Below are 23,999 nucleotides of genomic sequence, written 5' to 3'. Positions count from 1 at the left end.
TGTCTGGGGGGGGGTTACGGACCCAGAGAAGAAAATAGTCAAAAAAACCGAGAGACATGGGGACAGGTTCAGTGACTCACTTGTGAGTCACTGAACCTGTCCCCATGTCTCTCTCTCTTAATTAAATTCCTCTAAACCGGAATGTAAATTCCATATGTCCGTCTGCCGGAAGCAGGTATTCCGGGTGTGTTTTCGCACCCCAGCTGTCGTCTCCGGCAATTCCCATCTGTGCCAGGGAAGTACGGATCACCGTGTAATGTACAGCTGGCAGTTCGTATGGATGGCGGGCATTTTCCATCTCATGCGGTGTCCATGGGAGGGCAGAGAAATTCATACCGTCGCCGGTAAATAACAGTCCACGGTTCCGCTTGTTTGTCACCTTTGCCCAGCGGACACCGGTCTTATTTCCGGTCTCCTGCGGAACGATATAGCGTGCAACGTTATCGGCAACCTGATTCTTGTAGATGCCGAGTTTGCCGCCTTTACACCGGTCTGCGTAAGTTTCTTCCGGTCCCATTCCGTACCATTCCAGCTGATTGTAATCGGCATTGATCTTCATGATCATTCCGAATTCCGGCATGGAGCCCAGACCTTCCGGGATATCGCAGGATAAGGTTGTCTCGATGGTTCCGTCCCCATATACGGTGTAGGCTACCTTGCAGTCTGCGACCGGTTTCGTCGGCAGTACATAGGTAAATGTGATGGTTGCACTGTTCTCGTTTTCCTGAAGCACCGGGTCATAGGATTTCACAGGTCCGGAAGCAGAAGAAAGGAAATCTTTGTGCGACAGATAAAGGCTTGCGAGCTTCCACTGGCCGTAGAACATCGGCATTCCGTTTCCTTCGTCGTTATCTACCGGGGCGCGCCAGAAGTTCGGTTTTGGAATGCTCTCGATCATTTCCACACCTGCATACCGGTAGGATACCAGTCCACCGGTCAGATAGGAGAAGAGTGCATCAAAGTTTTCGCCTTTTACGCCGATGTTGACTTTTCCTCTGATGATTTTGACCGGTTTTTCACAGGAATAAGAAAGCGCACGGTCAGATTCTGAAACGGTGTATACAAATTGTCCGAATGCAACTTCATGACCGGCCGGAGCCCATAGGGTATCCTCTATTAAATGGAAGGATACGGTTACGGTATACTCACCGGCTTTTGTCTGTTCAGGGATCGGCAGATCGTATTCCCGGCTGGATAACGGTGCAACGTCTGTTGCAAGTGTGGCTTTGCGGATCTGCTTTCCGTCTTTGGCCAGTGTGACGATGCAGCGGAAGGTGTCGGTGTTGGTGAACAGGTTTTTGTTGATGACAAGAACCTTATCACGGCTTACTTCTGCGGTAATGTTCTGATAATTGAATTTGACTTCCTGCATCTTCGGAGACGGAGTACGGTCGCCGCCGTATACGATTCCGTTGGCGCTGAAGTTGTAGTCGGTCGGACGTTCGCCGAAGTCACCGCCGTATGCCTGGAATTCTTGTCCGTAACGGTCTTTTTTGGTAATCGTCTGGTCTACATAATCCCAGATGAATCCTCCCTGATAGAGTGGTTCTGTGTCCGTCAGATCTGTGTATTTATGCATGGCGCCGCAGGAATTTCCCATGGCGTGCGTGTATTCACAGCAGATGAACGGTTTGTCCCTGTGCTCGTTTAAGAAGGCCTGAATTCTGGCAGCCGAAGGATACATCTGGCTTTCCATATCGCTTGTATCGTTGTAGCGGCGATCCTGGAAGACTCCTTCGTAGTGCACAAGGCGGGTCGAATCCAGTTCCCGGAATTTATCGGACATTTTTTTGATCACGCTTCCTCCGTAGGACTCATTTCCGCAGGACCAGATCAGAACAGACGGATGGTTCTTGTCTCTTTGGTAAATGGAATTGACACGGTCAAGAAGTGGTGCTTCCCAGTGCGGTTTGTCCCCCGGAATCGCATATTCATAATCGCCTCCGCGGATCACAACATCCCAGGAACCGTGGGTTTCCATATTGTTTTCGTCGATCAGGTAGAGACCGTATACGTCACACAACTTATAAAGTCTGGAATCGTTCGGATAGTGGCAGGTACGGATCGCGTTGATGTTGTGGCGTTTCATGGTAACCACATCCTGAACAAGCTCTTCCGGCTGCGGAACGCGGCCTGCAAATGTGCTGAATTCATGGCGGTTGGCGCCTTTGAATACGATTCTCTTTCCATTCAGGAGCATGAGGCTGTCCTTCAGTTCAAAACGGCGGAAACCGACGCCTTCTGCGATCACTTCTGTAATCTTTCCTGCTTCATCCTCAACGGTCAGAAGAAGTTCATACAGGTTCGGCACTTCGGCGCTCCAGAGCCGGAAGCCTTGGAGAGAAAGGCTGAGATGGCCTTCACCGTCAGAGAGGGTAAATTCGGCTTCGGCAAATTTGTCCGCCGCTTCATCGCCCGGATCGTCAGCTGTGCTGCCCGGAAAATGGTATAAAGGCAGTCTGGTCAGTCTGGCTTTCACGGTTCCATTTCCAAGAGACCGGACATCGATCAAAAGTTCTCCTGTGGAACAGGTGTCATCCAGCAGGGTACGGATTTTCAGATCATCAATATGTACAGCCGGTTTGGTGTAGAGAAAAACATCCCGGAAAATGCCGGAGAAACGGTAGAAGTCCTGATCCTCCGCCCAGCTTCCGCTGGTCCATTTGTATACCTGGACGGCTAATTTATTTTCGCCTTCCGTCAGATAAGGCGTCAGCTCGAAATCAGAAGGAGTGAAGCTGTCTTCACTGTATCCGACATAGTGTCCGTTCAGCCAGAGCGCCATTCCACTTTCCACACCCTGGAAGGAAATGAATAACGGCTGGCCCTTCATGTGCTCCGGTACACGGAAGTATTTCACATAGCTTGCAGTCGGATTAAATTCGGTCGGGATCTCCCCGTCCCAGATGTCTTCACGACCGTCCCATGGATACTGGGTGTTAACGTATGCAGGAATATCGTAGCCTTCCATCTGAATATGGGCAGGTACACGGATATCACTCCAGTTTCTGCAGTCATGTTCTAAAGATTCAAAATCTTTGACTGTATCAGAAAGATTCCGGCCGTAGGAAAATTTCCAGATACCATTCAGTGAAAAGCGAAATGGATTTTCTTTGTTTCTTAAATGTTCTTCATCCGGAAAATATTCATGGTCGGAGTGAGCCGGGAGAACATTTTCTTTGAAAAAGGTGCTGTCTTTTAATTTGTTGTAATCAAACATGGTAAACCTCCTGTAGAATCTCGCATCGGATTGATTCTTGTTCGTTGATATTACTTTCATTATGAGCAACAGAGTCGAATTGTGCAATATAAATTTGGTTCCAGTATATGGAAAAATGTTGTATTTCGACTTTATATACATTATACTAAAAAAAGAAAAGAAACAATCGTATCGTAAGATGGCTGCGAAAACAGAGGAGGGGAATATGGCAGATACATACAAATATGAATATTATGCTACCGACAAACTCCTGAATTCGTTGTCTGTATACAATACCGGTTATGAAAAATGCCATCCGGGTTATCAGTGGGGCCCCGGAATCCGGGATCACTATCTGATCCATCATGTTATTCGCGGAAAGGGGAGTTATGTGCTTGAGGGAAGAATGTATCATCTGAATGCCGGTGATACGTTCCTTTTGTTTCCAAATGTAGAAGCCAGTTATCGCGCGGATGAGGAGGAACCGTGGGAGTATGCGTGGGTAGGATTTGCGGGCACGGATGCCTATTCTATGATTGCAAATACCGATTTTTCAAAGAAGAATCCGGTTCTGGATCAGAGACTGATCAGCGACGAGCTGTTCCGGAAGATCCAGGCAGTGTACAATGCGAATGGAAATACATTTCGTGACGCGGTTGCCATGACGGGGGCACTCTACTCGCTGATGGGATATCTGATGCAGCATTCGAAGGGAGAAGAAAAAGCAGACAATCTTCAGCAGCATTATGTGGAGCGGGCCAGACAGTATATCGCGGAACAGTATTCATATCCGATCACGGTGGAAGATGTCGCAGTTTATACGGGAATCAGCAGAAGTTATCTTTTTCGTCTGTTTCGCACGATGATGAAGCAGTCTCCGAAAGAATATCTTCTGGAGTACCGGATCAGGCAGGCGTGCCAGCTACTGAATCAAACAGAACTTCCGGTGGGAAGCATTGCACATTCAGTGGGGTTTGAGGATAATTTGTATTTTTCGAAGGTGTTTAAGAAATATAAGAACTGTACACCGTCGGAATACAGATGCATGAAATGAGTTCGTGACAGGGAGAAATGGTGATGAAAAAGAAAGCTAAAATGCAGTTCCGGTTTTATGAGATGGGACCAAATACACAGGTTCTCGCACTGCTTGGGGAAGACTGGATCCGTCCTTACGGGCAGGATATCGTGGATCTTCATTTCCATAATTATATGGAGATCGGAGTATGCTACAACGGACATGGGGAATGTACGCTGCGTGACAAGAACTGTACATTTCAGAAGGACAGTATTCTGATCATTCCCCCGAATTATCCACACAATAATACAAGTGATAAAGGAACCGTTGCCTACTGGGAGTGGATGTATTTTGACATGGACAATGTGATAAAGGATATGAATGAAATGTCGCACAATAAGCTTGATACGGAAAAGCTGTTGAATATGATTTATTCGGAACCACTGTTCTACCAGAAAGAAGAATATCAGACATTATCCAATATTATTATGGAGATCCGCGAGGAGAATTACCGAAAAGAATATATGTATCATGAGAAGGTTCGTGGACTTCTTCAGTCTTTTACAGTAGAATTGATCCGGATCCATAATGTAAACAGTAAGATGTCCAGAAAGAATCCGCGGAATATTCAGATCGTGCCGGCACTGAATTATGTGAAAGCTCATTATAATGATGAAAACATCCGTATACAGGACCTTGCGGATGTGTGCAATATCAGTGAAAGTCATTTCCGAAGGATTTTTCAGGAGTGCATGAATATGACGCCCAATGATTATGTCAATGCCATACGGATTCACGAGGCATGCAATCTTCTTCTTAAGAAACATGCAACGATGGACGAAATTGCTTACCGGGTCGGTTATGGCAATGTGTCTACTTTTAACCGTAATTTTAAGCGAATCATAGGCATGTCACCGTATCAGTGGAAAAAATCGCCGGAAAATTATGCCGGACAGATGATGGATTTTAATATCAGTGCATTGAAAGGATGGTAGCAACATGGATTACAGAATGGTGAAACAGGTGCATAAGAGGATCAAGACTTCCACAAAAGTATTGAAGAATGTGATGATCGTCCTCTGTGTGCTTTTTGTGCTTATGGGCATCATATTTGACAGAGGGATGCTGTTTCTGGCACTTTTGACAGCGGGGATGTATTTTTTATATGATACATATGCCGTGAAAGATTATGAATATGTGATGGAAGGCAATCAATTTACAATTTCTGTTATACAGGCAAAACGGCATCGGAGGGAAGTACATGTGCTGAATCTGAAAGATATGGAAGTGCTCGCGCCGAACTGGCATGATGCGGTGGCAAAATACCGGAAAAACGGGGGGACAGAAATACTTCCGAAATTCGACTATACTTCCTATGAGCCGGAAATACCTTATTATACTATGATTATTATGGAAAACAGAAAGAAAATCAAATTACTCCTGGACCTGGAAGATGATATGATTGCTGCTATAAAACGTATGTATCCACAAAAAGTTTTCCTTTCATGACGGTAAAATGACCAGTTATCCTTCGGGATGCTGGTCTTTTTTGTGTAAAACGTCGAATGAAAGGCGAATAAATGATTGAAAATGCCTCTTTTTTAATTGAATATATCCGCAATTAAATAATATGGGCAAGTATAATTGTGCCTAGAGAAACACAAAAAGAAATGCGGAAATTAAGCGATGTGCACAAATGCATTTCAAAGAAAAAGGAGGATTCAGTATGAAAAAAAAGAAATTGATGGCATTGTTTCTCGCCGGTACCATGGTGCTTTCTCTGGCAGCATGCGGAGGCGGCAAAAGCTCTGAAGAGTCTTCAGAGGCAACAAGCAGTGATGAAAACACTTTGACGGTTGCGGCATGGGATCCGTCATTCAACATCCCTGCTCTTCAGGCTGCAGCCGAGGATTACAAGGCGAATGTGAATCCGGATTTCGTTCTTGAAATCAAAGAACAGTCCGGCTCAGCTGACATTGAGACGGCGATCACAACCGCTGCATCAGCAGGCAATTATGAGACATTGCCGGACATGGTTCTGTTCCAGGATCACTGGTTTGCAAACTACTATACAAACTACCCGGATGCATGGCAGGACATCAACGATGCAGATGTAAAATGGGATGATTTCTCACAGGAAAAGCTGGGGTATTCTACAATTGATGGCAAGCATTTCGGTATGCCGGTAGACAACGGTGCAGTTATCACTGCTTATCGTGTTGACCTTCTGGAAGAATGTGGATATACCATCGATGACATGACCGGAATTACATGGGATGAATTCATTGAGATCGGTAAAGTAGTAAAAGAAAAGACAGGAAAATATCTGATGTGTATGGACGGTGACGGCAATGACCTTGTATATCTGATGCTTCAGGCAGAGGGTGTATCTCAGTTCAAAGACGGAAAACCGTACATTGTTGGAAATGATACTCTGAAGGAAGTTGTTCAGACAATCGTGAAAATGGCTCAAGAAGGCGTGCTCCTTCTTTCCAACAGCTGGTCAGATTACACAGACCAGGCAATCCAGGGTGATCAGGTTGCAGGCGTTATGAACGGTAACTGGATCATTCCGACCATGGAAAAGGTTGAAGCTAACAGCGGTAAATGGGAGATCACAACGATGCCGACTCTGACAGGTGCAGAGGGATATGCTTCTAACGGTGGCGCTTCTCTTTACATTACAGCAAACTGCAAGAAGACAGAACTTGCAAAAGACTTCCTTGCATACACATTTGGCGGAAGCACCGCTACATATGACAAGGCTCTTACAGACGGCGGTGTAATTTCTTGTTATGCTCCGGCAGGTGAGTCTGATGTATACAATCAGGGCGTTGCATTCTTCAACGATCAGCCAATCTATGCAAAAATCGTAGAAATGGGAACTCATGTTCAGACAATTGAACAGAGTGATTATCACTATACCTGCCGTACACAGATCGCAGCTGCAATCATCAACATTATCAACGGCGGAAATATTGATGATGAACTTCAGCTTGCTGAGGATCAGTTGAATCACGAAATGGGCAACTAATTCAAAGATATTAGGATTGAGCTAAGGCAAACGGGGAAAACGATTTCCGTTTTCCCCTCTTTTCTTACCGATAGGGGGACATAAAGTGGAAAAGAAGAGAGGATTAACTTTACTTCAGAAACAGTCCAGAGCAGGATGGATTTTCCTTACTCCTGCAACTGTATTGATTGCAGTGATGAGTTTCTGGCCAATGATCAGTGCATTTCTGATGTCACTGAAGACCGGTTCCAGTGCGAACATGCAGTGGAATCAGCCGATATTTAACAACTATGTGAGAATGTTTTCGGATAAACTGTTTCTTCGTTCTGTAGGAAACACATTTTTATATCTGATCATCCAGGTTCCGATCATGCTGGTACTTGCGATTCTTCTGGCACAGCTTTTGAACAACAGAGATCTGAAATTCAAAGGATTCTTCCGTACATGCGTTTTCCTGCCATGTGCAACAGCGCTGGTATCTTACTCTTTGATTTTTAAATCTTTATTTGCTACAGAAGGTCTTATCAATACGATTCTCGTGAATCTGGGAATCCTGTCACAGAACTACAATTTCCTGGGAAATCCGACCAGCGCCAAGGCGGTTATCATTATCGCGTTGATCTGGAGATGGACCGGTTACAATATGGTGTTCTATCTGGCAGGCCTGCAGAACATTGAATATTCGGTATATGAAGCGGCAAAGATCGACGGCGCAAACGGCTGGAAGACATTCTGGGGAATTACGGTTCCGCTTCTGAAACCGACAATCATCATGACATTCATTATGTCAATCAACGGTACACTGCAGCTCTTCGATGAGTCTGTAAACCTTACAAACGGTGGCCCTGCAAATTCGACCATCACAATGTCACATTATATTTACAATAATACGTTCGGTACCGGTGTTGCCAACTTCGGTTATGCAACAGCTATGGCATTCTTCGTATTTATTATGGTAGGTATTCTGGCATTAATTAACATGAAAGTAGGTGATACACGTGACTGAGAAAAAGAACAGAAGTATGATCCAGCGCCGGTTGATTCCGACCTATGTTTTCCTCATAATTGTATCATTTATTTCGGTGTTCCCGTTCTACTGGATGATTTCCGCAGCAACAAATACATCCTTCGATGTGGCGCAGGGACGCCTGCTTCCGGGAACCTATCTTGCAACAAACTTTGCAAATCTTACAGCCGGGCGAGACCTTTGGGGAACGATGTGGAACTCCTTTATCTATGCATTCGTGCAGACGATTCTGGCGCTTCTCATCTGCTCACTGGCAGGATTTGGTTTTGAATTATATCATGACAAGAAGAAAGATATTGTATTTACGATCCTTCTGCTTGCCATGATGATTCCGGGTGTGGCAACGATGATTCCATTATTCCGGATGGTTTCAAAAATGGGACTGTTGAACTCTGTATGGGGCTTCATCCTTCCGGCCATATCGACTCCGTTTTTGATCATGATGTTCCGAAATAACTCGCGTAACTTCCCGGTCGATGTTATGGAGGCGGCCAGAATCGACGGCCTTAGAGAAATTCAGATTTTCTTCCGCATGTATATGCCGATGATGAAGTCAACCTACGCTGCAGCAGCAGTAGTAACATTCATGAATGCATGGAACTCCTACCTGTGGCCGAAGGTAATCATGACAGACACAAATGCGCAGACGATGCCGATGCTGATTGCAAACCTGGCATCCGGATACACGACCGATTACGGCGTATTGATGCTCGGCGTATTGTTCTGTTCAGTTCCTACGATGGTAATCTTCTTCATTCTGCAGAAACAGTTCGCTGAAGGTTTGACCGGAGCGGTAAAATAAACCATGAAAAAATTCTTATTTCAACATTTCGATATAACTAGATTAGGAGGGAATAAAAATGGGTGAATTCATTCTGAATGTAATCCACAGGCCTGAGATGGTTCCGGAGTATTCCGCTACGGTGACCGGTCATGGAAAAGAAGAAGATATCGGGGATAAAAAGCTTCTGACAGAATCTCTGGACATCTTCAAGACACAGCAAAGACTGGCACATGAAAATGGCCTGAAGGTCACGATCCACATGACCTATGCATCGCTTTTCAATGATGAAGCAGTTCAGATTGCAAAAGACGATCATGAGAAATATGGAGACGAGATCGCACTCTCGCTGCTCGGACTTCCGTGTGAACAGTTCCGAGAAAAATATAAAACAAAAGATTTCTGTATCTGGATGTTTTCAATGGAAGACAAGAAGAAGATCGTGGATGATGTCTTTGAAAAATTCCACGAAAGATTCGGCTTCTATCCGGAATCAACAGGATCTTATTATATGGATGCGGATCTTACAAACTACATTAAGGAAGCATATCCTTCTGTAAAATGTGCGATCGCTACCTGCTGGGAAGAAGGTCCGAAAGCATACCATACCTGTAACAATTCCTGGTACACACTGTTTGACGGTGGTCCGTGGGCGCCATGGATTCCTTCCAAACAGAACACACATGCACCGGCGGCCAATGAGGCGGAGGACAGTGGAATCGTTGCGATCCCGCATCTTTCCAGAGACCTTCTGGCATGCTACGACGGAAACGGATCCAATTTCGGTACACATCCGCAGAACGTGCTGCGCGGTATGATTTATGATTCCAAGACATGGGAATATCCATATCTGTATAATCTGATCGATCAGTATCGTGCGCAGGAAAAGTATAACAACGGTTATGCGTATAACATGATGTTCGTCGGACCTGGCTGGATGAATAAGATGGGAAGATGGGAAGCTCCGTATGAGTTGCTTCTGAAATCTTATTCCGATGGCTGTAAATATTATGGCGAGCTGAAAAAACAGGGCAAACTGATCGACATGACCATGTCTGAATTTGCTGACTATTACCGCGAGAAGAAGACCTACACCGAGCCGGAATGTGCTCTTTGGAGGGACATCCTTTATGGTTCTGACAAGCAGTTGTTCTGGTATACAGACCCATATATGCGAGTTGGTGTCAATATGGACCAAGGCGGGGCAATCGTGGACCTCAGACCGTATGCTGCCAAACTGAAATGGGAAGTCGGCATCGGAACCAAACATGTGCAGGATGCTTCTTATCCATTCCTGATCCAGGAAAAGTACCGCGCAGGTTACTTTACACATTATGCGGGAGAAGGAACGATCCGAAGCGCAAAGATCTGCTATCAGGGTGAAGAAGTAGACTTGTGTCTGTGCCGTACGAAAGCACATTTCTCACAGGAAGGTAATACCAGAATTCTGACACTGGATCCGGTAGAAATTGAATTCAGCGATCTGACACTGAAGCTTCAGAGCAGACTGTATTTTGAAGAAGGAACCGGAACCATTCGAATTGAACGGGAGATCCTTGAAATGAGCAATCCGGATGCACAGGTAGAAATCAACGAATATATGGTAGCATGCTATGGAACGACCGAGTATCCGGAGGATATGAATGGAATTGTTCTCCGCTGTGAGGGCGAGGATCCGAAAGAAATCATCTATGCGTATAAATGCAGAGAAGAAAGCCTTGCGGATGCAGATGCAGTATCTGCGGTGATTCCTGCAATCGAGACGAAAGTATCTATGGAGGCATCAAAAGGCGGAGAAGGTTATGTTCGTGAAGGATATGCTTTTTCTCCAATGTTTACTCTTGGTTATAAGAAGAAAGTTGCAGATAAGGAGGTCTTTACGACATGGCTCAAGCTGGAAAAGGCAAATTAAATTACAGATGTCCGTCTTGTTTCATGAGAGATCTGGATATTGATATGTTCTACGATAAAGAGAAGGACGAATATTATTGTCTGCGGTGTCAGTTTACCGGGAAAGAAGAAGATGTTCTCGCAGGAAATGAGATGGTCAGAACCAAATATAAAGCAATGCATAAAAGATTTACGAAATATGATTTCGATTAGTCATCTGCTGACATAAGGAGGAAAGCTTTATTATGAAGAAAATGGTCTATGGAGTGGATCTCGGCTGGGCATCACAGTTGGAATCCATGGGATACCGATGGCTGAATGAAAACGGAGAAGAAACCGATATTCTTGCAGCCTCAAAAGAACTGGGAGTCAATGCCGTGCGCTTACGCGTATTTGTGAACCCGCCGGAATCGGCATACTGGCAGAAAAGAGAAAATGAAACCTGTATGCTGGGATTCTGTGATGCAAAAAACACGCTTGATATGGCAAAGCGCGTAAAAGCTCAGGGCATGAAGCTCATGATCGATTTCCACTACAGCGACCATTTCGCAGATCCGGAAATTCAGGATCCGCCGAAGGCGTGGGAACACGATACAGACGAACAGCTCATCGAACGCGTTGCAGCACATACGAGAGAAGTACTTTCCTTATTTAAAGAGAGTGGCGTGTATCCGGAATGGGTCGAAGTCGGCAATGAGATCAACAATGGAATCATGTGGCCCCACGGAAACCTGAAAAAGGCCCCGGAACAACTGGTACGTTTCCTGAACGCAGGATATGATGCTGTAAAAGAAGTATGTCCGGACAGCCAGGTTGTCACACATCTTGCCGCTGTCGTCGAAGAAGAACAATGCGTTCCCTTCCTGGATAATTTCTTCGCTCAAAACGGGAAGACCGATATCCTGGGATTTTCCTACTATCCTTACTGGCAAAAAATAGAAAGCAGCAAGGAAAAACTCGCAGGATGGCTGAAAATGTATTCTGAGAAATACCACAAACCGGTTCTGATCGCCGAAGTCGGCGGTCCGGATCAGGATGAAGAAGAAAGTTACAAAATTGTGAAAGATGCCATCGAAGCGATGAAGGAGATGGAAGACCAGGAGGAGATATGCATCTTCTACTGGGAACCGGAGGCGACATCTGCGATCCTGCCGGATCACTATCCTCTGAGCGCAGCAAAGCTTGTCGGGGATAAGAGGCTTAAGTATAATAAAGCATTGACGGCTTATCGGGATGATATGCAGGCGGCTGAATGATATTAATTGGATTTGGTAAATTAAATTGACTCGTTTTATCAAGCGAAAGATTCTGCCGGGTGACGGTAGGTCTTTCGCTTTTTTTTGGTGGTTTGGACGGGTCAAATGCAATTGAAAAAGTCAAATTAAATCTGTGCTATAGCAATAACCCATATATGAAGATTTTATTTATGGGGCATCGTGGCTCTGAAAAGTCAACGGAATTATACCGACTGAAAGAACAGATTAAATCAGAGTATGAAGTTATCAATTTTTTTAGAAGACGAGATAGATCCGGTCAATCTGAGCTACATTGATTTCATTTTTGCAGTAATGGCACAGTTGGTTAAATATGCAGAGTTTTTATATATTAAACATGCATTTCTGAGCTATTTTACGATGGCTTTATGCTTCGAATTAGTTTGTCTATTAGAGCTACTGAATGATCTTGATAAAAAAATATATATCCCATCGAGTAAAAAATATTAATAGGATTGTTTTTGATCTTAAATGCATACACACTTACGAATTTGCTGTGGCTGAAATCTGTAAATTATGGAACAAAGCAAAGTGTAACAACTGTAATTGGGGGTGTGGCAACATTCATAATCGTTGTTTTATTTCTTAAATGCAAGAAAAAAATACGAATGGAACAAAAAGGTAAAAGCTTGAAGGAACAATGTAAAAAGAAAGATATTGCAAGGGCTTACAGACTTTTTCTGGGCATAACGGTTATTATTATGTTATTTGCTTTTATTTTTGAAGCGCTTGCCATAGAGATATAGATAATTTGATTATTTAGCTGGAATAGCGGTTATTTTATATGCTGACAACAGTGTCTTATAAAAATGAAGCAAGTGCATTTTCAGTATGGGATAAAATATCGTTATTGAAGAAATCCAGTTTACTTTAGGTATGGGAAGGATTGAGACTGATAGTGTAATTTTCAATACTCTGGTCTGACTAATCGGAGGAATTATCCACTTCATAAATCTGGCACACTGGAAGGTGAAAAAGTGAATGATCTGTTTCTATATTTTTTAGAGAATGATAATTGAAAACAAACGTTGCACATGCTAAGATAATAACAAAGCATGCGAATTTCATAAAGGATTATCTTTGCGGTATTACCGCTGTCTATGGACTCAGTTCCGTCTACTTCTTTTCTGAAAATCCTGCTTGAAACTACCATAAAATATTGCAGGATTTCATATCAAAGAAGAGACTATACCTGGAAGTGATATGTTTTCCTGTAAGACAATTGCAGAAGGAGGAAAACACATGCAAGGACAAAATATTACTGCACCGGCAGAGGTAAAGACAAAATTAGACGCGATGAATTTGACAGACCGGTTTTTGTTTGATGAGACCGTAGAGGAATTGGAAATAATCTGCGGAAAAGAAGCCGTTATTATCAGGGACAGATCGATGTGTCTTTGTTGGAACCGGGGAGTACGGATTTCAATAAACTGAAAGATCTTACGACAATACTGATATCGCCGTTTGACATATTCGGGTATGAATTGTATCGCTATACGTTTGAAGAGAGATGCGTAGAAGTGCCGGAACTGAGGCTGGATGATGGCGCGAGACGCATTTTCATAAACACGAAAGGAAAGAATCCGGAAGGCTTTACAGAAGAATTTCTGGAATTGATGGAATACATCAATCATACGACAGATGAAGTAGCCGAAAAGGTAAAGAGTGAGAAAATAAAGAAGATTCATGACAGAGTCCGAACAGTTAAGGGATCGGAAAAGGTAGGAGTGAAGCTTATGCAGAAGTGGGAAGAACTGGCTTATGCGAGAGAAGAGGGAGAATTAGAAGGCGAGAAAAAGGGCGAACTGGTTCTTTTAGTAAGCCTAGTATGCAGGAAGATCAAAAGAGGACTTACTCCAGAGACAATAGCTGATCAGCTGGAGAGGGAACTTCCTGAAATAAAGAGAATATGTGATGTGATAGAAGATACTGCCGATTATGACGAGAAGAAGATTGTTGAGAAGTTAATGGAAGAAAGGATGTGTAGCTGTTAAGTGACTATGAACCCGTCCCCCAGCCACCCCTTTTGTATATTTCTAAAAAAAATGTTCAAACTATCCTTTGAGGTGATTATTTTGAACACAAATAAAAAAGAGATGGAAAGACAAAACCGACAAAAGAACCTGAACGAGTTCAACAGTATAACCCACAAAAAGGAACCGGAGAACCAGAACCAGACGCATAACATCAGGTCGGAGGAAAAGTTACGTGTTCTATTCAGCTTATAACGGACAGTCAGGTATGGATTGAGACATTTCCCGCTGAGAAATTCAATAGAAAAAATAAGTGCATTGATATTGGTCGGAATCATTTTAGCCTTTATGGTATGGAACTCTCGATTCATACTGAGGAACTGGCTGTGGAGGGCAGGCTGAGTTATGGTGCTTTGACTCCGCTGAAATATGATATTATGGGGCCGTTTTCTTTGGCTCCGTTTATGGAGTGCTGCCACAGTGTCTGGAGTATGCAGCATTCGGTTTTTGGAAGGATCATGCTGAATGGTGAGAGTTATGAATTTGACCATGCATTGGGGTATTGGGAGGGAGACCGCGGCTATTCATTTCCGAAGAAATATGTCTGGACCCATTGCTTCTTTCGGGGAGGTTCGTTGATGCTGTCTGTGGCGGAAATTCCGGTACTGGGATTTCCTTTCATAGGGAAAAGCATTTCTTTTACTGGTGTTATAGGAATTGTTTGGTGGCGTGGAAAAGAATTTCGATTTGCGACGTATCTGGGTGCGAGAGTGGTTGAAAATGCAGATGGCAGACTTCGGGTTGTACAAAAAGGGATGGAGCTGGAAGTAAGACTTCTGGAAACCGGTGGTTATCCTTTGAAAGCGCCGGAGCTGGGAAATATGGTGCGGACTATTCATGAAAGCGCATCTTGTCGTGCATTTTACCGATTACACATTCAGGGGGAATCTGTATTTGCTTTCGAGACGGAACGGGCATCCTTTGAATATGAATATTCATAATCCTATTCGGCATATACTTTATACCGGAGGTGAATGGTTTGGATTATTGTGTATGTTGTGGAGAGTATGTGCCGGAGGGAACGATGGTATGCCGGGCCTGCTGGAAGCGGTATATGGAAAATGCTGAGGAAGAGGAACCGGAAGATGAACGCAAATCTATGGCATTTCACAATATAATATGCTACGACAGGAGAAAAGAAAAATGAGGGACTGTGCAAGGAATGTTTGAGTGGGACGATATGGTTCATGATGGGCTCGGATGTGTGGTAGGGTGTTAAGTATGAGCTTTATGACAACATGTATTATTTTCTAATCATTTTAAAAGAATGCTTGAAATTTTTCCTCAAAATGCTATACTAATAGCATGCAGATATTGTTCATCGGTAGAACGCCAGCTTCCCAAGCTGGAAAGGCGGGTTCGACTCCCGTTATCTGCTTATTATGATGACGTAAGAACTTCTATTTTAAGAAGTCCTTACGTTTTTTTATTCTGATTCTTAATTATCTTTAACAAGATATAGCAGGAAATCTCCTATCTCTATAGGTGGCGGGATGAGTAGATAAGAGTGTTCACAAAGAACCGGTTGCCACAGGCTACAGTTCTGTTATAGAATAAATTCAAAGACAAAATCTTTATCAAGATCAAATTGGCAAGGAACAAATTCATCTCAGAAAGGAACAAACAAAATGAAAAATACGACGACAAAAATTTTAAAATTCGTGATTCCGCTTTTAATCGCCTGCATTTCGATCTTTGTGTTAGCAAAATATGCAGCTTCCCCGGAGCTACATGCGAATACGATCCGGTCATTGGATGAGAAGAAAACGACGGTCATGGAGCTCACTGCGGCTTCAACGGCAACTTCGGCGGCGATTACTCTGATTCCGGGCGATACAGCGACGCCGATCGCGGAGAAGCTTGCCGATCTCAGCGGCTATTTCCTCATCGTTCTCTGTGCGATTTATCTGGAAAAGTATCTGGTCACTATTACGGGATATGCGGCGTTCGTGGTTTTGATTCCCGCCGCGTGTGTGCTGTATTCGTCCAGCGTTTTTGTGAAAGGAAGGGCATGCAGGAGGATGGCAAATAAACTGCTGGCTTTTGCGTGTGCGATCGTTCTGATTATCCCTGCAAGTGTCAAGGTGTCAAATCTGATTGAAGCAACATACCAGTCTTCCATCAACGAGACCATTGATTCGGCGAGAGAAACGGCGGAAGAATTGGAGGAGAGTGCGGAAGAAGAGGAAAGCTCAACGGGGATTTTCTCGAAGATCAAAGACGGGGTGTCCGGAATTACCGAACAGGCTGAGCAGATGTTGAATCAGTTCCTGGAATCGCTTGCGATCATGCTGGTGACTTCCTGCATTATCCCGATACTTGTGATTCTGTTTTTTGTATGGATTATCAAAATGCTGTTCGGGGCGAATCTGAATCTGACAAAATTGGAGTGATGTTATGCAGAAAATATTGATTGTTGAAGATGATGAAAAATTAAGACATGAGCTGGAGATATTCCTACAGCGAAATGGGTATGAGGCATTTGGACTGGAGAATTTCGAACGGACGCTGGAGGAGATTCTCGGCGCGGATGCGAATCTGATCCTGCTGGATATCAACCTTCCGAATGTTGACGGGGAGTATCTGCTGAAAGAGGTCAGGAAGGCGTCGGATGTTCCGGTCATTATGATCACCAGCCGAAACAGTGAGATGGATGAACTTTTATCCCTGCATTATGGGGCGGACCATTATGTGACGAAGCCATTTAACACGCAGATCCTTCTTGCGAAGATCAGGGGTATCTTGAAAAGAACCGGAAATCTGGCTATGCAGGATCGGATTAGCTGTGGAAGTTTTGTACTGAATCTGTCGAAGAGTCAGGTGGAGAAAGATGGGAAGGCAGTAGAGCTCACTGCAAATGAACTGAAGATCATGAAATGTCTGATCCGGTCCAAGGGCAGTATCGTGTCCAGAGAAGATATCATGAATGAACTGTGGGACAATGAGGCATTTATCGATGACAATACCCTGACCGTAAATATGACGAGAATACGCAAGAAGATGGAAGAAATCGGAATGAAGGATGTCATTGTGACAAAGAGAGGGCAGGGATATCTTTTATCCGTATAAGAAAATATAGAAAACGGGAGGCGGCGATAACATGAGCTTTGGAAGGTATTTAAAAGATAGGTGGAAGACGCTTGTGCTCTTGATCTTCGCGGTGGCAACCGGAGAGATTTTCCTTCTGATTTATCCGGTGCACTGGGTGATACGACTGTATCTGGGAGTGAGTATCCTGCTTTTATTTTTGTTGGGTACATATCTGGAATTCCGTTCCAAAAAGGAATTTTATCTGGAAACTGCAGAGAAAATGGAGAAACTTCGGGAAAAATATCTGATCATGGAGATGCTTCCCGAGACATCCTGTGTGGAGGAGGAGCAGCTTCGGGAGATCCTGCAGGATGCGGGGAAGTCGATGGCGGAAAATGTGAATGTTTACAAGCGGATCCAGGAAGAGTACAAGGAGTATATTGAACTGTGGATCCATGAGATTAAGCTTCCGATCGCGACTTCGAAGATGATTATCGAGAACAACCGCAGTGAGGTGACGAGAAGTATCGAGGAAGAACTGACGGAGATTGAACAGTATGTGGAACAGGCACTTTATTATGCAAGGAGCAGTCACGCGAATAAAGACTATTTTGTGGCAGAATGTAAGCTGAAGCAGATTGTAAATGAAGCGGTGAAGCAGAATCGGCAGAGTCTGATCCGGCAAAAGATCCGGATTGAGATCGATATTTCCGATCAAACCGTGTTCACAGATGCAAAATGGTGTCAGTTTATCCTGAATCAGATCATTTCAAACAGTATGAAATACCGGAAAGAGGAAGGTGCTGTGATACGCTTCTCGGCAGAAGAACGAAAAGAGCAGACCATTCTCGGCATTTGGGATAACGGCATTGGAATCCGACCGGAGGAGATCGGAAGAGTATTTGAAAAAGGATTTACCGGGAGCAACGGGCGGAGCCGAAAGAAATCGACCGGAATAGGACTGTATCTTTGCAAGAAACTTTGCGATAAGCTGGGGCTTGGAATTACGCTTACATCGGAAGAAGGAAACGGATGTCTGGTGAAACTGATTTTCCCGAAGAGCAGCTTTTCATTGACCGAATAAGAAGAAAGCTTACGATTCCGTAAGGTTTTCGTAAGCTGTATCGATGGCTGGTAAGAGAGGAAAAGCTTATGATGGAGTTACGAAAAGGAGGAACACATCATATGAAACACATATTAGAAGTAAAGGAAATCGAAAAATATTATGGAAATAAATCCAATCTTACAAAGGCCATTGATCAGATCAGTTTTTCGGTGGATAAGGGTGAATTTGTGGGGATCATGGGAGCCGGCGGAAGCGGAAAGACGACGCTGCTTAACTGCATTTCCACGATCGACAGGGTGACGGCAGGGCACATTTTCATCAATGGGATGGATATCACCCGTTTAAAGGGAAATGGACTGAACAAATTCCGCAGAGAAGAGCTGGGATTTATTTTCCAGGATTTTAATCTTCTCGACACGCTCACGGCTTATGAGAATATTGCGCTGGCGCTAACGATTCAGAGAGTGAAACCTGTGGAGATCGAAGAACGGGTGAATCAGATAGCCATGCAGCTTGGAATCACGGATATCCTGAAGAAATATCCCTATCAGGTGTCCGGTGGACAGAAACAACGGATCGCGGCGGCGAGAGCGATCGTCACAAATCCGCAGCTGATCCTGGCGGATGAGCCGACCGGCGCGCTGGACTCCAAGGCGGCGAGACAGCTTCTGGAAAATATGGAGCTTTTGAACCGCTCGATGGATGCGACAATCCTGATGGTCACGCATGATGCATTTACTGCAAGTTATGCGGATCGGATCCTTTTTATCAAGGACGGCAGGATTTTCAATGAGATCATGAAAGGAACGGGAGGACGTAAAGAGTTTTTTGAAAAGATCATTGAGGTTGTCACGCTTCTGGGAGGTGAATTGAACGATGTTATTTAAGATGTCGGTAAAAAACATCCGGAAGAGTATCAAAGATTATACCATTTATTTTCTGACCCTGATCCTTGGCGTGGCGATCTTCTATATGTTCAATTCACTGGACAGCCAGGAGGCCATGCTTGTGGTCAACAGCTCAACGCGCCAGATCGTGAAACTGATGGTGGGGATGATCAATTATGTGTCTGTATTTGTGGCGGTGATCCTGGGATTTCTGATCGTGTATGCCAATAATTTCCTGATTAAGAGAAGAAAGCGGGAATTCGGACTTTACATGACGCTTGGAATGGGGAAAAGGCAGATTTCGGGGATCCTTCTCGGGGAAACGTTTCTGATCGGTCTGATCTCGCTTGTGGTGGGGCTGGTGATTGGCGTGTTCGGATCTCAGCTGATGTCAATTCTGGTTGCGAAACTGTTCCAGGCGGATATGAGTGAATATCAGTTTGTATTTTCCGAGGCGGCCTGCTGGAAGACTTGTGCATATTTTGGCGTGATGTATGCGGCTTCGATGGTTTTGAATATCGTTATCATTTCTCGATACAAACTGATCGATCTGATCAGTGCGGAGAAGAAGAACGAAAAGGTTCGGATGAAGAATCCGGTGATCTGTGTGCTGGTGTTTCTGGCGGCGGCTGTCACACTGGGAACTGCATATTATATGGTGACGGGCGGACTTACACAGCTGGATCATATGAATCAGCTGGTTATTCCGATTCTCATGGGAATCGTATCGACCTTCCTGATTTTCTGGTCGGTATCGGGACTTGCCCTGAAGGTGGTACAGATGAGAAAAGAGCTGTATCTGAAGGATTCGAATATTTTCGTGCTGAGGCAGATTCACAACCGGATCAATACGACGGTCGTCAGCATGACGATCATCTGTCTTTTGCTGTTTATGACGATTACGGTCCTCTCAACTGCGCTTTCGCTGAACCGGGTTTTGACGCAGGATCTGGAGGAGATGACACCGGTAGACCTTAATCTGTATAAAACAGCGAATCTTCCGGACAATGGAGATTACACACAGCTACAGATCGAGGATTCCCAAAAACCGATCAGTGACACACTGAAGGAAAACGGGCTGGATATGAAGGTACTGAAGGATGTGACGGAAGTTGCTACTTACACGTCGACGGAGTGGACATGGGAGACTTCACTTCAGAGCGTGATAGAAAGTGCAAAAGAGAACTATCCGATGCTTATGTATGACACGGCGGAGGAAATCATAAAATTGTCCGATTATAACAAGATCGCACGGCTCTATGGCAACAGGGAATATGAACTGGCGGAAGATGAATATCTCGTGCTGTGTGATTTTGATAATATGAAGAATCTGAGAGACATGGCGCTGAAAAACGGCAGTGAAGTTGCGATTGGCGGAAAGGTATATCATTCCAGATATCCGGAATGCCAGGAAGGCTATCTTGTGATCTCCACTAGTCATACTAATACCGGCCTGATGGTTGTACCGGACAGCTGTCCCCTCAATGAAGATATGAAGGAAAGATATTATCTCATGGCAGATTACAATGCGGATACAAAAGAAGAGAAATATCAGACCGAAGCGATGTTCACAAATTACGGCGACGGGGATCATGAGCTTATGGGAAATCTGGAAGAGAAACAGATCCGGCTGGACGGGGTATCCAAAATTTCGATCATCGAATCCAGCAAAGGGCTATCGACCATCATCAGTTTTATCGCTATTTATCTGGGGATCATTTTCCTGATCGCAAGCTCTGCGATACTGGCACTCAAGGAACTTACAGAGAACTCCGATAATCGCCACCGTTATACGATTCTGAGAAAAATCGGAATGGATGAAAAGATGATTCATCAGACGCTGTTTCGGCAGATCGGTATTTTCTTTATGGCACCTTTGATCCTGGCAGTCGTTCATTCCATATTCGGGATCCAGTTTGCGTTAAAGATTGTAGCTGTTCAGGTGGAAACGAGGGAAATGCTCCCGTCGGTTATTGCAACTGCAGTATTTCTGATCCTGGTTTATGGGGGATATTTCCTTGCAACCTATATGGAGAGCAAAAACATTATAAGAGAAGCATAAGGAAAGGCAGAGCGGGTCTCTGCCTTTCTGTTGTTAATATGTTTTTGCCTGCTCACCGAAATCGGGATGGTCACGTAGAAAGTCGGCTAATATGGAGATGAATTCACTGGAAGTTGGTTTTTCAAACAGAGGATATCCCAGAATGGGTGCCAGTATTTTATCTTCATTCTGGTTCCAGTAACTGGTGATTAAAGTGCGGATAGCTGCTTCTACACAGACATTGGAAACGCCATATTCTTTACCGACCATAACATAAAGGTTCTTGGTAACTTTTCTCAGATATTCCTGGTGCTCGAAAACAAGAGCTACTGCACATGCAAGATAGTTAAAACCGGCATAGCTGGAGCGCATTCCAATTTTTCTTAACAGTAGTAAAGCTGTTTCCATAAAATTCCTCCTCCGTGCACCTCCCGACTAAATGAACTATTTATACAATACTTTAAAATTATTACAAAATACAATTTTCGATAAAAATAGATAAATTTCGATAAATATTTTTTCTTATTTGGCACGAAACGTGTCGAAAATTGCAATTTCAGGGGGAGAAAAGGTGAAACTAAAGAAACAGATCATGAAAAGAACGACCAGAAAGATCAATAAGGGCAGAGGAAGCAGATGACAGTTTTGAATGACAAGCTGATAGCTAAGAGAGAAGGTAATGATCACGCTGGCAAGGAAAGTAAGGATATCCAGAATCAGACAATGGTTCCCCCAGATTCCCGTGTAGGTATAGAAAATGATGACCATGGATATTGTACCGGTAAAGAGGCCGGTCATATATGCCTGAAAATAGGAAGGATAGGAGCGCATGAAGAATGGCCATCCTGCAATCATATAGAGAAAAGAAGGAAAAAACACAAGCTTCATATGTTCCCATGTGGATTCATTTACCGGAGCAAACATAGCAACGAGTGGATTTTCCATACTGTATTCATATGCAAAATGAAGGAGTGTTCCGGCAATCGCCGTAAAAAGAATCCCGGCAATGGTGTAGTGGTAAAGATGTCTGTTCATAAGAGTCCCCCAAGGCTTCTTTGATATTTGCAAATATTATATGAGAAAAATGAAAAATAATACACGAAAATGATGTCGTCCGATAAGATGTCGATTATAGAGTGTGTGTACAGAAAAGACAAATGTTTGTAAAAGATGAATTTGAATTTGCTAAAATGGTTTTGGTATGATATAATTGTGCGATAATAAAGAAAACATAAGAAGGGTGAAGAATCATGAATCTACTTTATAAGAGCACCAGAAATTCTGAAAAGACAGTAACAGCTTCCCAGGCAATCCTGAAAGGGCTTGCAGAAGACGGAGGATTATTCGTCCCGGCTTCAATTCCAAAACTTCCGGTGAGCCTTGGGGAACTTAAGAATATGAACTATCAGGAAACAGCATATGCAGTCATGAAAGAGTTCCTGACCGATTTTACAGAGGAAGAGCTTAGAAACTGTATTACAAAAGCATATGACAGTAAATTCGATACAGAGGATATTGCGCCGCTTGCAAAGGCACATGACGCGTATTTCCTGGAATTGTATCATGGGGCAACGATTGCGTTTAAAGATATGGCACTCTCCATTCTTCCGCATCTTCTTACAACTTCTGCAAAGAAGAATCAGGTGAAAAATGAGATCGTGATTCTGACTGCTACTTCCGGAGATACAGGGAAGGCAGCGCTGGCCGGTTTCGCGAATGTGGAAGGAACGAAGATCATCGTGTTCTATCCGAAGAATGGCGTGAGCAAGGTTCAGGAGCTTCAGATGGTCACACAGAAAGGTGACAATACATCTGTCATTGCGATCCATGGAAATTTTGATAATGCGCAAAGCGGTGTGAAAGCGATGTTTGAGAACAAAAAGCTGGCGAAAGAGCTGGATCAGGCGGGATATCAGTTTTCTTCCGCTAATTCGATCAATATCGGACGTCTGGTGCCGCAGATCGTTTATTATGTGTATGCATATGGTAAACTGCTGCAGAATGGAGAAATTGAGGAAGGTGAAGAAATCAATGTTGTCGTACCGACCGGTAATTTCGGAAATATTCTTGCTGCATATTATGCGAAGAATATGGGACTTCCGATTGCGAAACTGATCTGTGCATCGAATGAGAATAAAGTACTCTATGATTTCTTCCAAACCGGTACTTATGATAAAAACAGAGAGTTTATTCTGACGACTTCACCGTCCATGGATATTCTGATTTCAAGCAATCTGGAGCGTCTGATTTACCAGATCGCGGGTGGAGACGCAAAGAAGGATCAGGAGCTGATGAACGACTTCAAATCAAAAGGAGTGTATGCGATTACGGAAGAGATGAAAAAGAATCTGGCGGATTTTGAGGCAGGGTATGCTACTGAAGAACAGGTAAAACAGACGATTCATGATCTTTACACGGATACGGGGTATGTGATCGATACCCATACAGCAGTTGCTGCATCCGTATACAATGAATACAGAAAGAATACCGGAGATACGACAAAGACGGTGATTGCTTCTACGGCAAGTCCTTATAAATTTGCAAGAAGTGTTATGACTGCAATTGACGCGTCCTATGATGCCATGGAGGAATTTGAACTGATCGATGAGCTTCATAAAGTTTCACAGATGGATATACCGAATGCGATTGAAGAAATAAGAAATGCAGAGATTCGTCACACTACGGAATGTGATATCGATCAGATGGAAGCATCCGTAAAAGCTGTACTCGGTGTAGTTTAATT

General features: G+C 43.9%; 23 protein-coding genes and 1 tRNA gene. 21 read left to right on the top strand and 3 right to left on the bottom strand.

From position 1 onward, the window contains the following. Positions 1 to 121: 121 nt before the first annotated feature. Positions 122 to 3,220 carry a glycoside hydrolase family 2 TIM barrel-domain containing protein gene (locus ACTNA4_RS02235; RefSeq protein WP_441028365.1) on the bottom strand — a complete coding sequence of 1,033 codons (3,099 nt, stop codon included), beginning with the start codon at positions 3,218 to 3,220 and terminating at the stop codon, positions 122 to 124. A gap of 205 nt (positions 3,221 to 3,425) precedes the next feature. Here ACTNA4_RS02235 and ACTNA4_RS02230 point away from each other — a divergent pair, with 205 nt between their 5' ends. The 20 genes from ACTNA4_RS02230 (at position 3,426) to ACTNA4_RS02135 (ending at position 21,277) form a co-directional block, all read left to right on the top strand. Further along, positions 3,426 to 4,253 (top strand): AraC family transcriptional regulator, encoded by an 828-nt coding sequence (locus ACTNA4_RS02230; RefSeq protein ID WP_441016853.1) that lies wholly within the window; start codon positions 3,426 to 3,428, stop codon positions 4,251 to 4,253. A 23-nt stretch (positions 4,254 to 4,276) separates the two neighbouring features. Continuing rightward, positions 4,277 to 5,209, top strand: a complete 933-nt coding sequence (locus ACTNA4_RS02225) for an AraC family transcriptional regulator (RefSeq protein ID WP_441016850.1) — start codon at positions 4,277 to 4,279, stop codon at positions 5,207 to 5,209. A gap of 4 nt (positions 5,210 to 5,213) precedes the next feature. After that, positions 5,214 to 5,723, top strand: a complete 510-nt coding sequence (locus ACTNA4_RS02220; protein WP_441016847.1) for a hypothetical protein — start codon at positions 5,214 to 5,216, stop codon at positions 5,721 to 5,723. Between the two features lie 217 nt (positions 5,724 to 5,940). Next, the gene (locus ACTNA4_RS02215; protein ID WP_441028364.1) at positions 5,941 to 7,248 is read left to right on the top strand and encodes an ABC transporter substrate-binding protein; all 1,308 of its coding nucleotides are present in this window, start codon (positions 5,941 to 5,943) and stop codon (positions 7,246 to 7,248) included. Between the two features lie 85 nt (positions 7,249 to 7,333). Beyond that, the gene (locus ACTNA4_RS02210) at positions 7,334 to 8,233 is read left to right on the top strand and encodes a carbohydrate ABC transporter permease (protein WP_427808600.1); all 900 of its coding nucleotides are present in this window, start codon (positions 7,334 to 7,336) and stop codon (positions 8,231 to 8,233) included. 16 nt (positions 8,234 to 8,249) lie between these two features. Continuing rightward, complete coding sequence (locus tag ACTNA4_RS02205; RefSeq protein WP_427808612.1) at positions 8,250 to 9,056, top strand: carbohydrate ABC transporter permease; 807 nt, start codon at positions 8,250 to 8,252, stop codon at positions 9,054 to 9,056. 58 nt (positions 9,057 to 9,114) lie between these two features. Then, on the top strand, positions 9,115 to 10,947 hold the full coding sequence (locus ACTNA4_RS02200; RefSeq protein WP_441028362.1) for a hypothetical protein: 1,833 nt from the start codon (positions 9,115 to 9,117) through the stop codon (positions 10,945 to 10,947). Beyond that, entirely contained in the window at positions 10,920 to 11,138 is a 219-nt protein-coding gene (locus ACTNA4_RS02195; RefSeq protein ID WP_441028360.1) for a hypothetical protein, read from the top strand. Before ACTNA4_RS02200 ends, ACTNA4_RS02195 begins: the two co-directional genes overlap by 28 nt. A 32-nt stretch (positions 11,139 to 11,170) precedes the next feature. Continuing rightward, on the top strand, positions 11,171 to 12,181 hold the full coding sequence (locus tag ACTNA4_RS02190) for a glycosyl hydrolase 53 family protein (protein WP_441028358.1): 1,011 nt from the start codon (positions 11,171 to 11,173) through the stop codon (positions 12,179 to 12,181). Positions 12,182 to 12,807: 626 nt separating this feature from the next. Further along, a complete protein-coding gene (locus ACTNA4_RS02185) occupies positions 12,808 to 12,945 on the top strand; it encodes a hypothetical protein (RefSeq protein ID WP_427808594.1) in 138 nt (45 codons plus the stop codon). A 496-nt stretch (positions 12,946 to 13,441) separates the two neighbouring features. Continuing rightward, positions 13,442 to 13,633: a hypothetical protein gene (locus ACTNA4_RS02180; protein ID WP_427808592.1), complete on the top strand. Its 192-nt coding sequence runs from the start codon at positions 13,442 to 13,444 to the stop codon at positions 13,631 to 13,633. After that, positions 13,591 to 14,193, top strand: coding sequence for a hypothetical protein (locus tag ACTNA4_RS02175; protein ID WP_441028355.1), 603 nt, complete (start codon positions 13,591 to 13,593; stop codon positions 14,191 to 14,193). The genes ACTNA4_RS02180 and ACTNA4_RS02175 overlap by 43 nt, the downstream gene beginning before the upstream one ends. Positions 14,194 to 14,558: 365 nt before the next feature. Next, positions 14,559 to 15,173, top strand: a complete 615-nt coding sequence (locus ACTNA4_RS02170; RefSeq protein WP_441028353.1) for a tocopherol cyclase family protein — start codon at positions 14,559 to 14,561, stop codon at positions 15,171 to 15,173. 38 nt (positions 15,174 to 15,211) lie between these two features. Then, the gene (locus ACTNA4_RS02165) at positions 15,212 to 15,379 is read left to right on the top strand and encodes a hypothetical protein (protein ID WP_427808586.1); all 168 of its coding nucleotides are present in this window, start codon (positions 15,212 to 15,214) and stop codon (positions 15,377 to 15,379) included. Between the two features lie 160 nt (positions 15,380 to 15,539). After that, positions 15,540 to 15,610, top strand: a tRNA-Gly gene (locus ACTNA4_RS02160). Between the two features lie 250 nt (positions 15,611 to 15,860). Further along, positions 15,861 to 16,625 (top strand): hypothetical protein, encoded by a 765-nt coding sequence (locus ACTNA4_RS02155; RefSeq protein WP_427820200.1) that lies wholly within the window; start codon positions 15,861 to 15,863, stop codon positions 16,623 to 16,625. Positions 16,626 to 16,629: 4 nt separating this feature from the next. After that, positions 16,630 to 17,301: a response regulator transcription factor gene (locus tag ACTNA4_RS02150; protein ID WP_427808582.1), complete on the top strand. Its 672-nt coding sequence runs from the start codon at positions 16,630 to 16,632 to the stop codon at positions 17,299 to 17,301. A gap of 31 nt (positions 17,302 to 17,332) precedes the next feature. After that, positions 17,333 to 18,346 carry an ATP-binding protein gene (locus ACTNA4_RS02145; protein ID WP_441028351.1) on the top strand — a complete coding sequence of 338 codons (1,014 nt, stop codon included), beginning with the start codon at positions 17,333 to 17,335 and terminating at the stop codon, positions 18,344 to 18,346. A 101-nt stretch (positions 18,347 to 18,447) separates the two neighbouring features. Beyond that, complete coding sequence (locus ACTNA4_RS02140; protein WP_441028349.1) at positions 18,448 to 19,215, top strand: ABC transporter ATP-binding protein; 768 nt, start codon at positions 18,448 to 18,450, stop codon at positions 19,213 to 19,215. Further along, positions 19,205 to 21,277: an ABC transporter permease gene (locus ACTNA4_RS02135; RefSeq protein ID WP_441028347.1), complete on the top strand. Its 2,073-nt coding sequence runs from the start codon at positions 19,205 to 19,207 to the stop codon at positions 21,275 to 21,277. Before ACTNA4_RS02140 ends, ACTNA4_RS02135 begins: the two co-directional genes overlap by 11 nt. 33 nt (positions 21,278 to 21,310) lie before the next feature. Here ACTNA4_RS02135 and ACTNA4_RS02130 read toward each other — a convergent pair whose 3' ends face one another. Both ACTNA4_RS02130 and ACTNA4_RS02125 read right to left on the bottom strand, forming a co-directional pair. Further along, positions 21,311 to 21,664, bottom strand: a complete 354-nt coding sequence (locus ACTNA4_RS02130) for a sporulation initiation factor Spo0A C-terminal domain-containing protein (protein WP_427808574.1) — start codon at positions 21,662 to 21,664, stop codon at positions 21,311 to 21,313. Between the two features lie 114 nt (positions 21,665 to 21,778). After that, on the bottom strand, positions 21,779 to 22,291 hold the full coding sequence (locus tag ACTNA4_RS02125) for a DUF6512 family protein (protein ID WP_441024643.1): 513 nt from the start codon (positions 22,289 to 22,291) through the stop codon (positions 21,779 to 21,781). 215 nt (positions 22,292 to 22,506) lie between these two features. On the opposite strand from ACTNA4_RS02125, the gene thrC reads away from it, so the two are divergent. Next, entirely contained in the window at positions 22,507 to 23,997 is a 1,491-nt protein-coding gene (thrC, locus tag ACTNA4_RS02120; RefSeq protein WP_441028345.1) for a threonine synthase, read from the top strand. The last annotated feature ends 2 nt before the right edge of the window (positions 23,998 to 23,999 follow it).

This window comes from Bariatricus sp. HCP28S3_A7 (assembly GCF_052066375.1).
Lineage (GTDB): Bacteria > Bacillota > Clostridia > Lachnospirales > Lachnospiraceae > Allocoprococcus.
The sequence above is the reverse complement of the archived record's forward strand: the minus strand, read 5'-3'. Positions and strand labels throughout refer to the sequence as shown.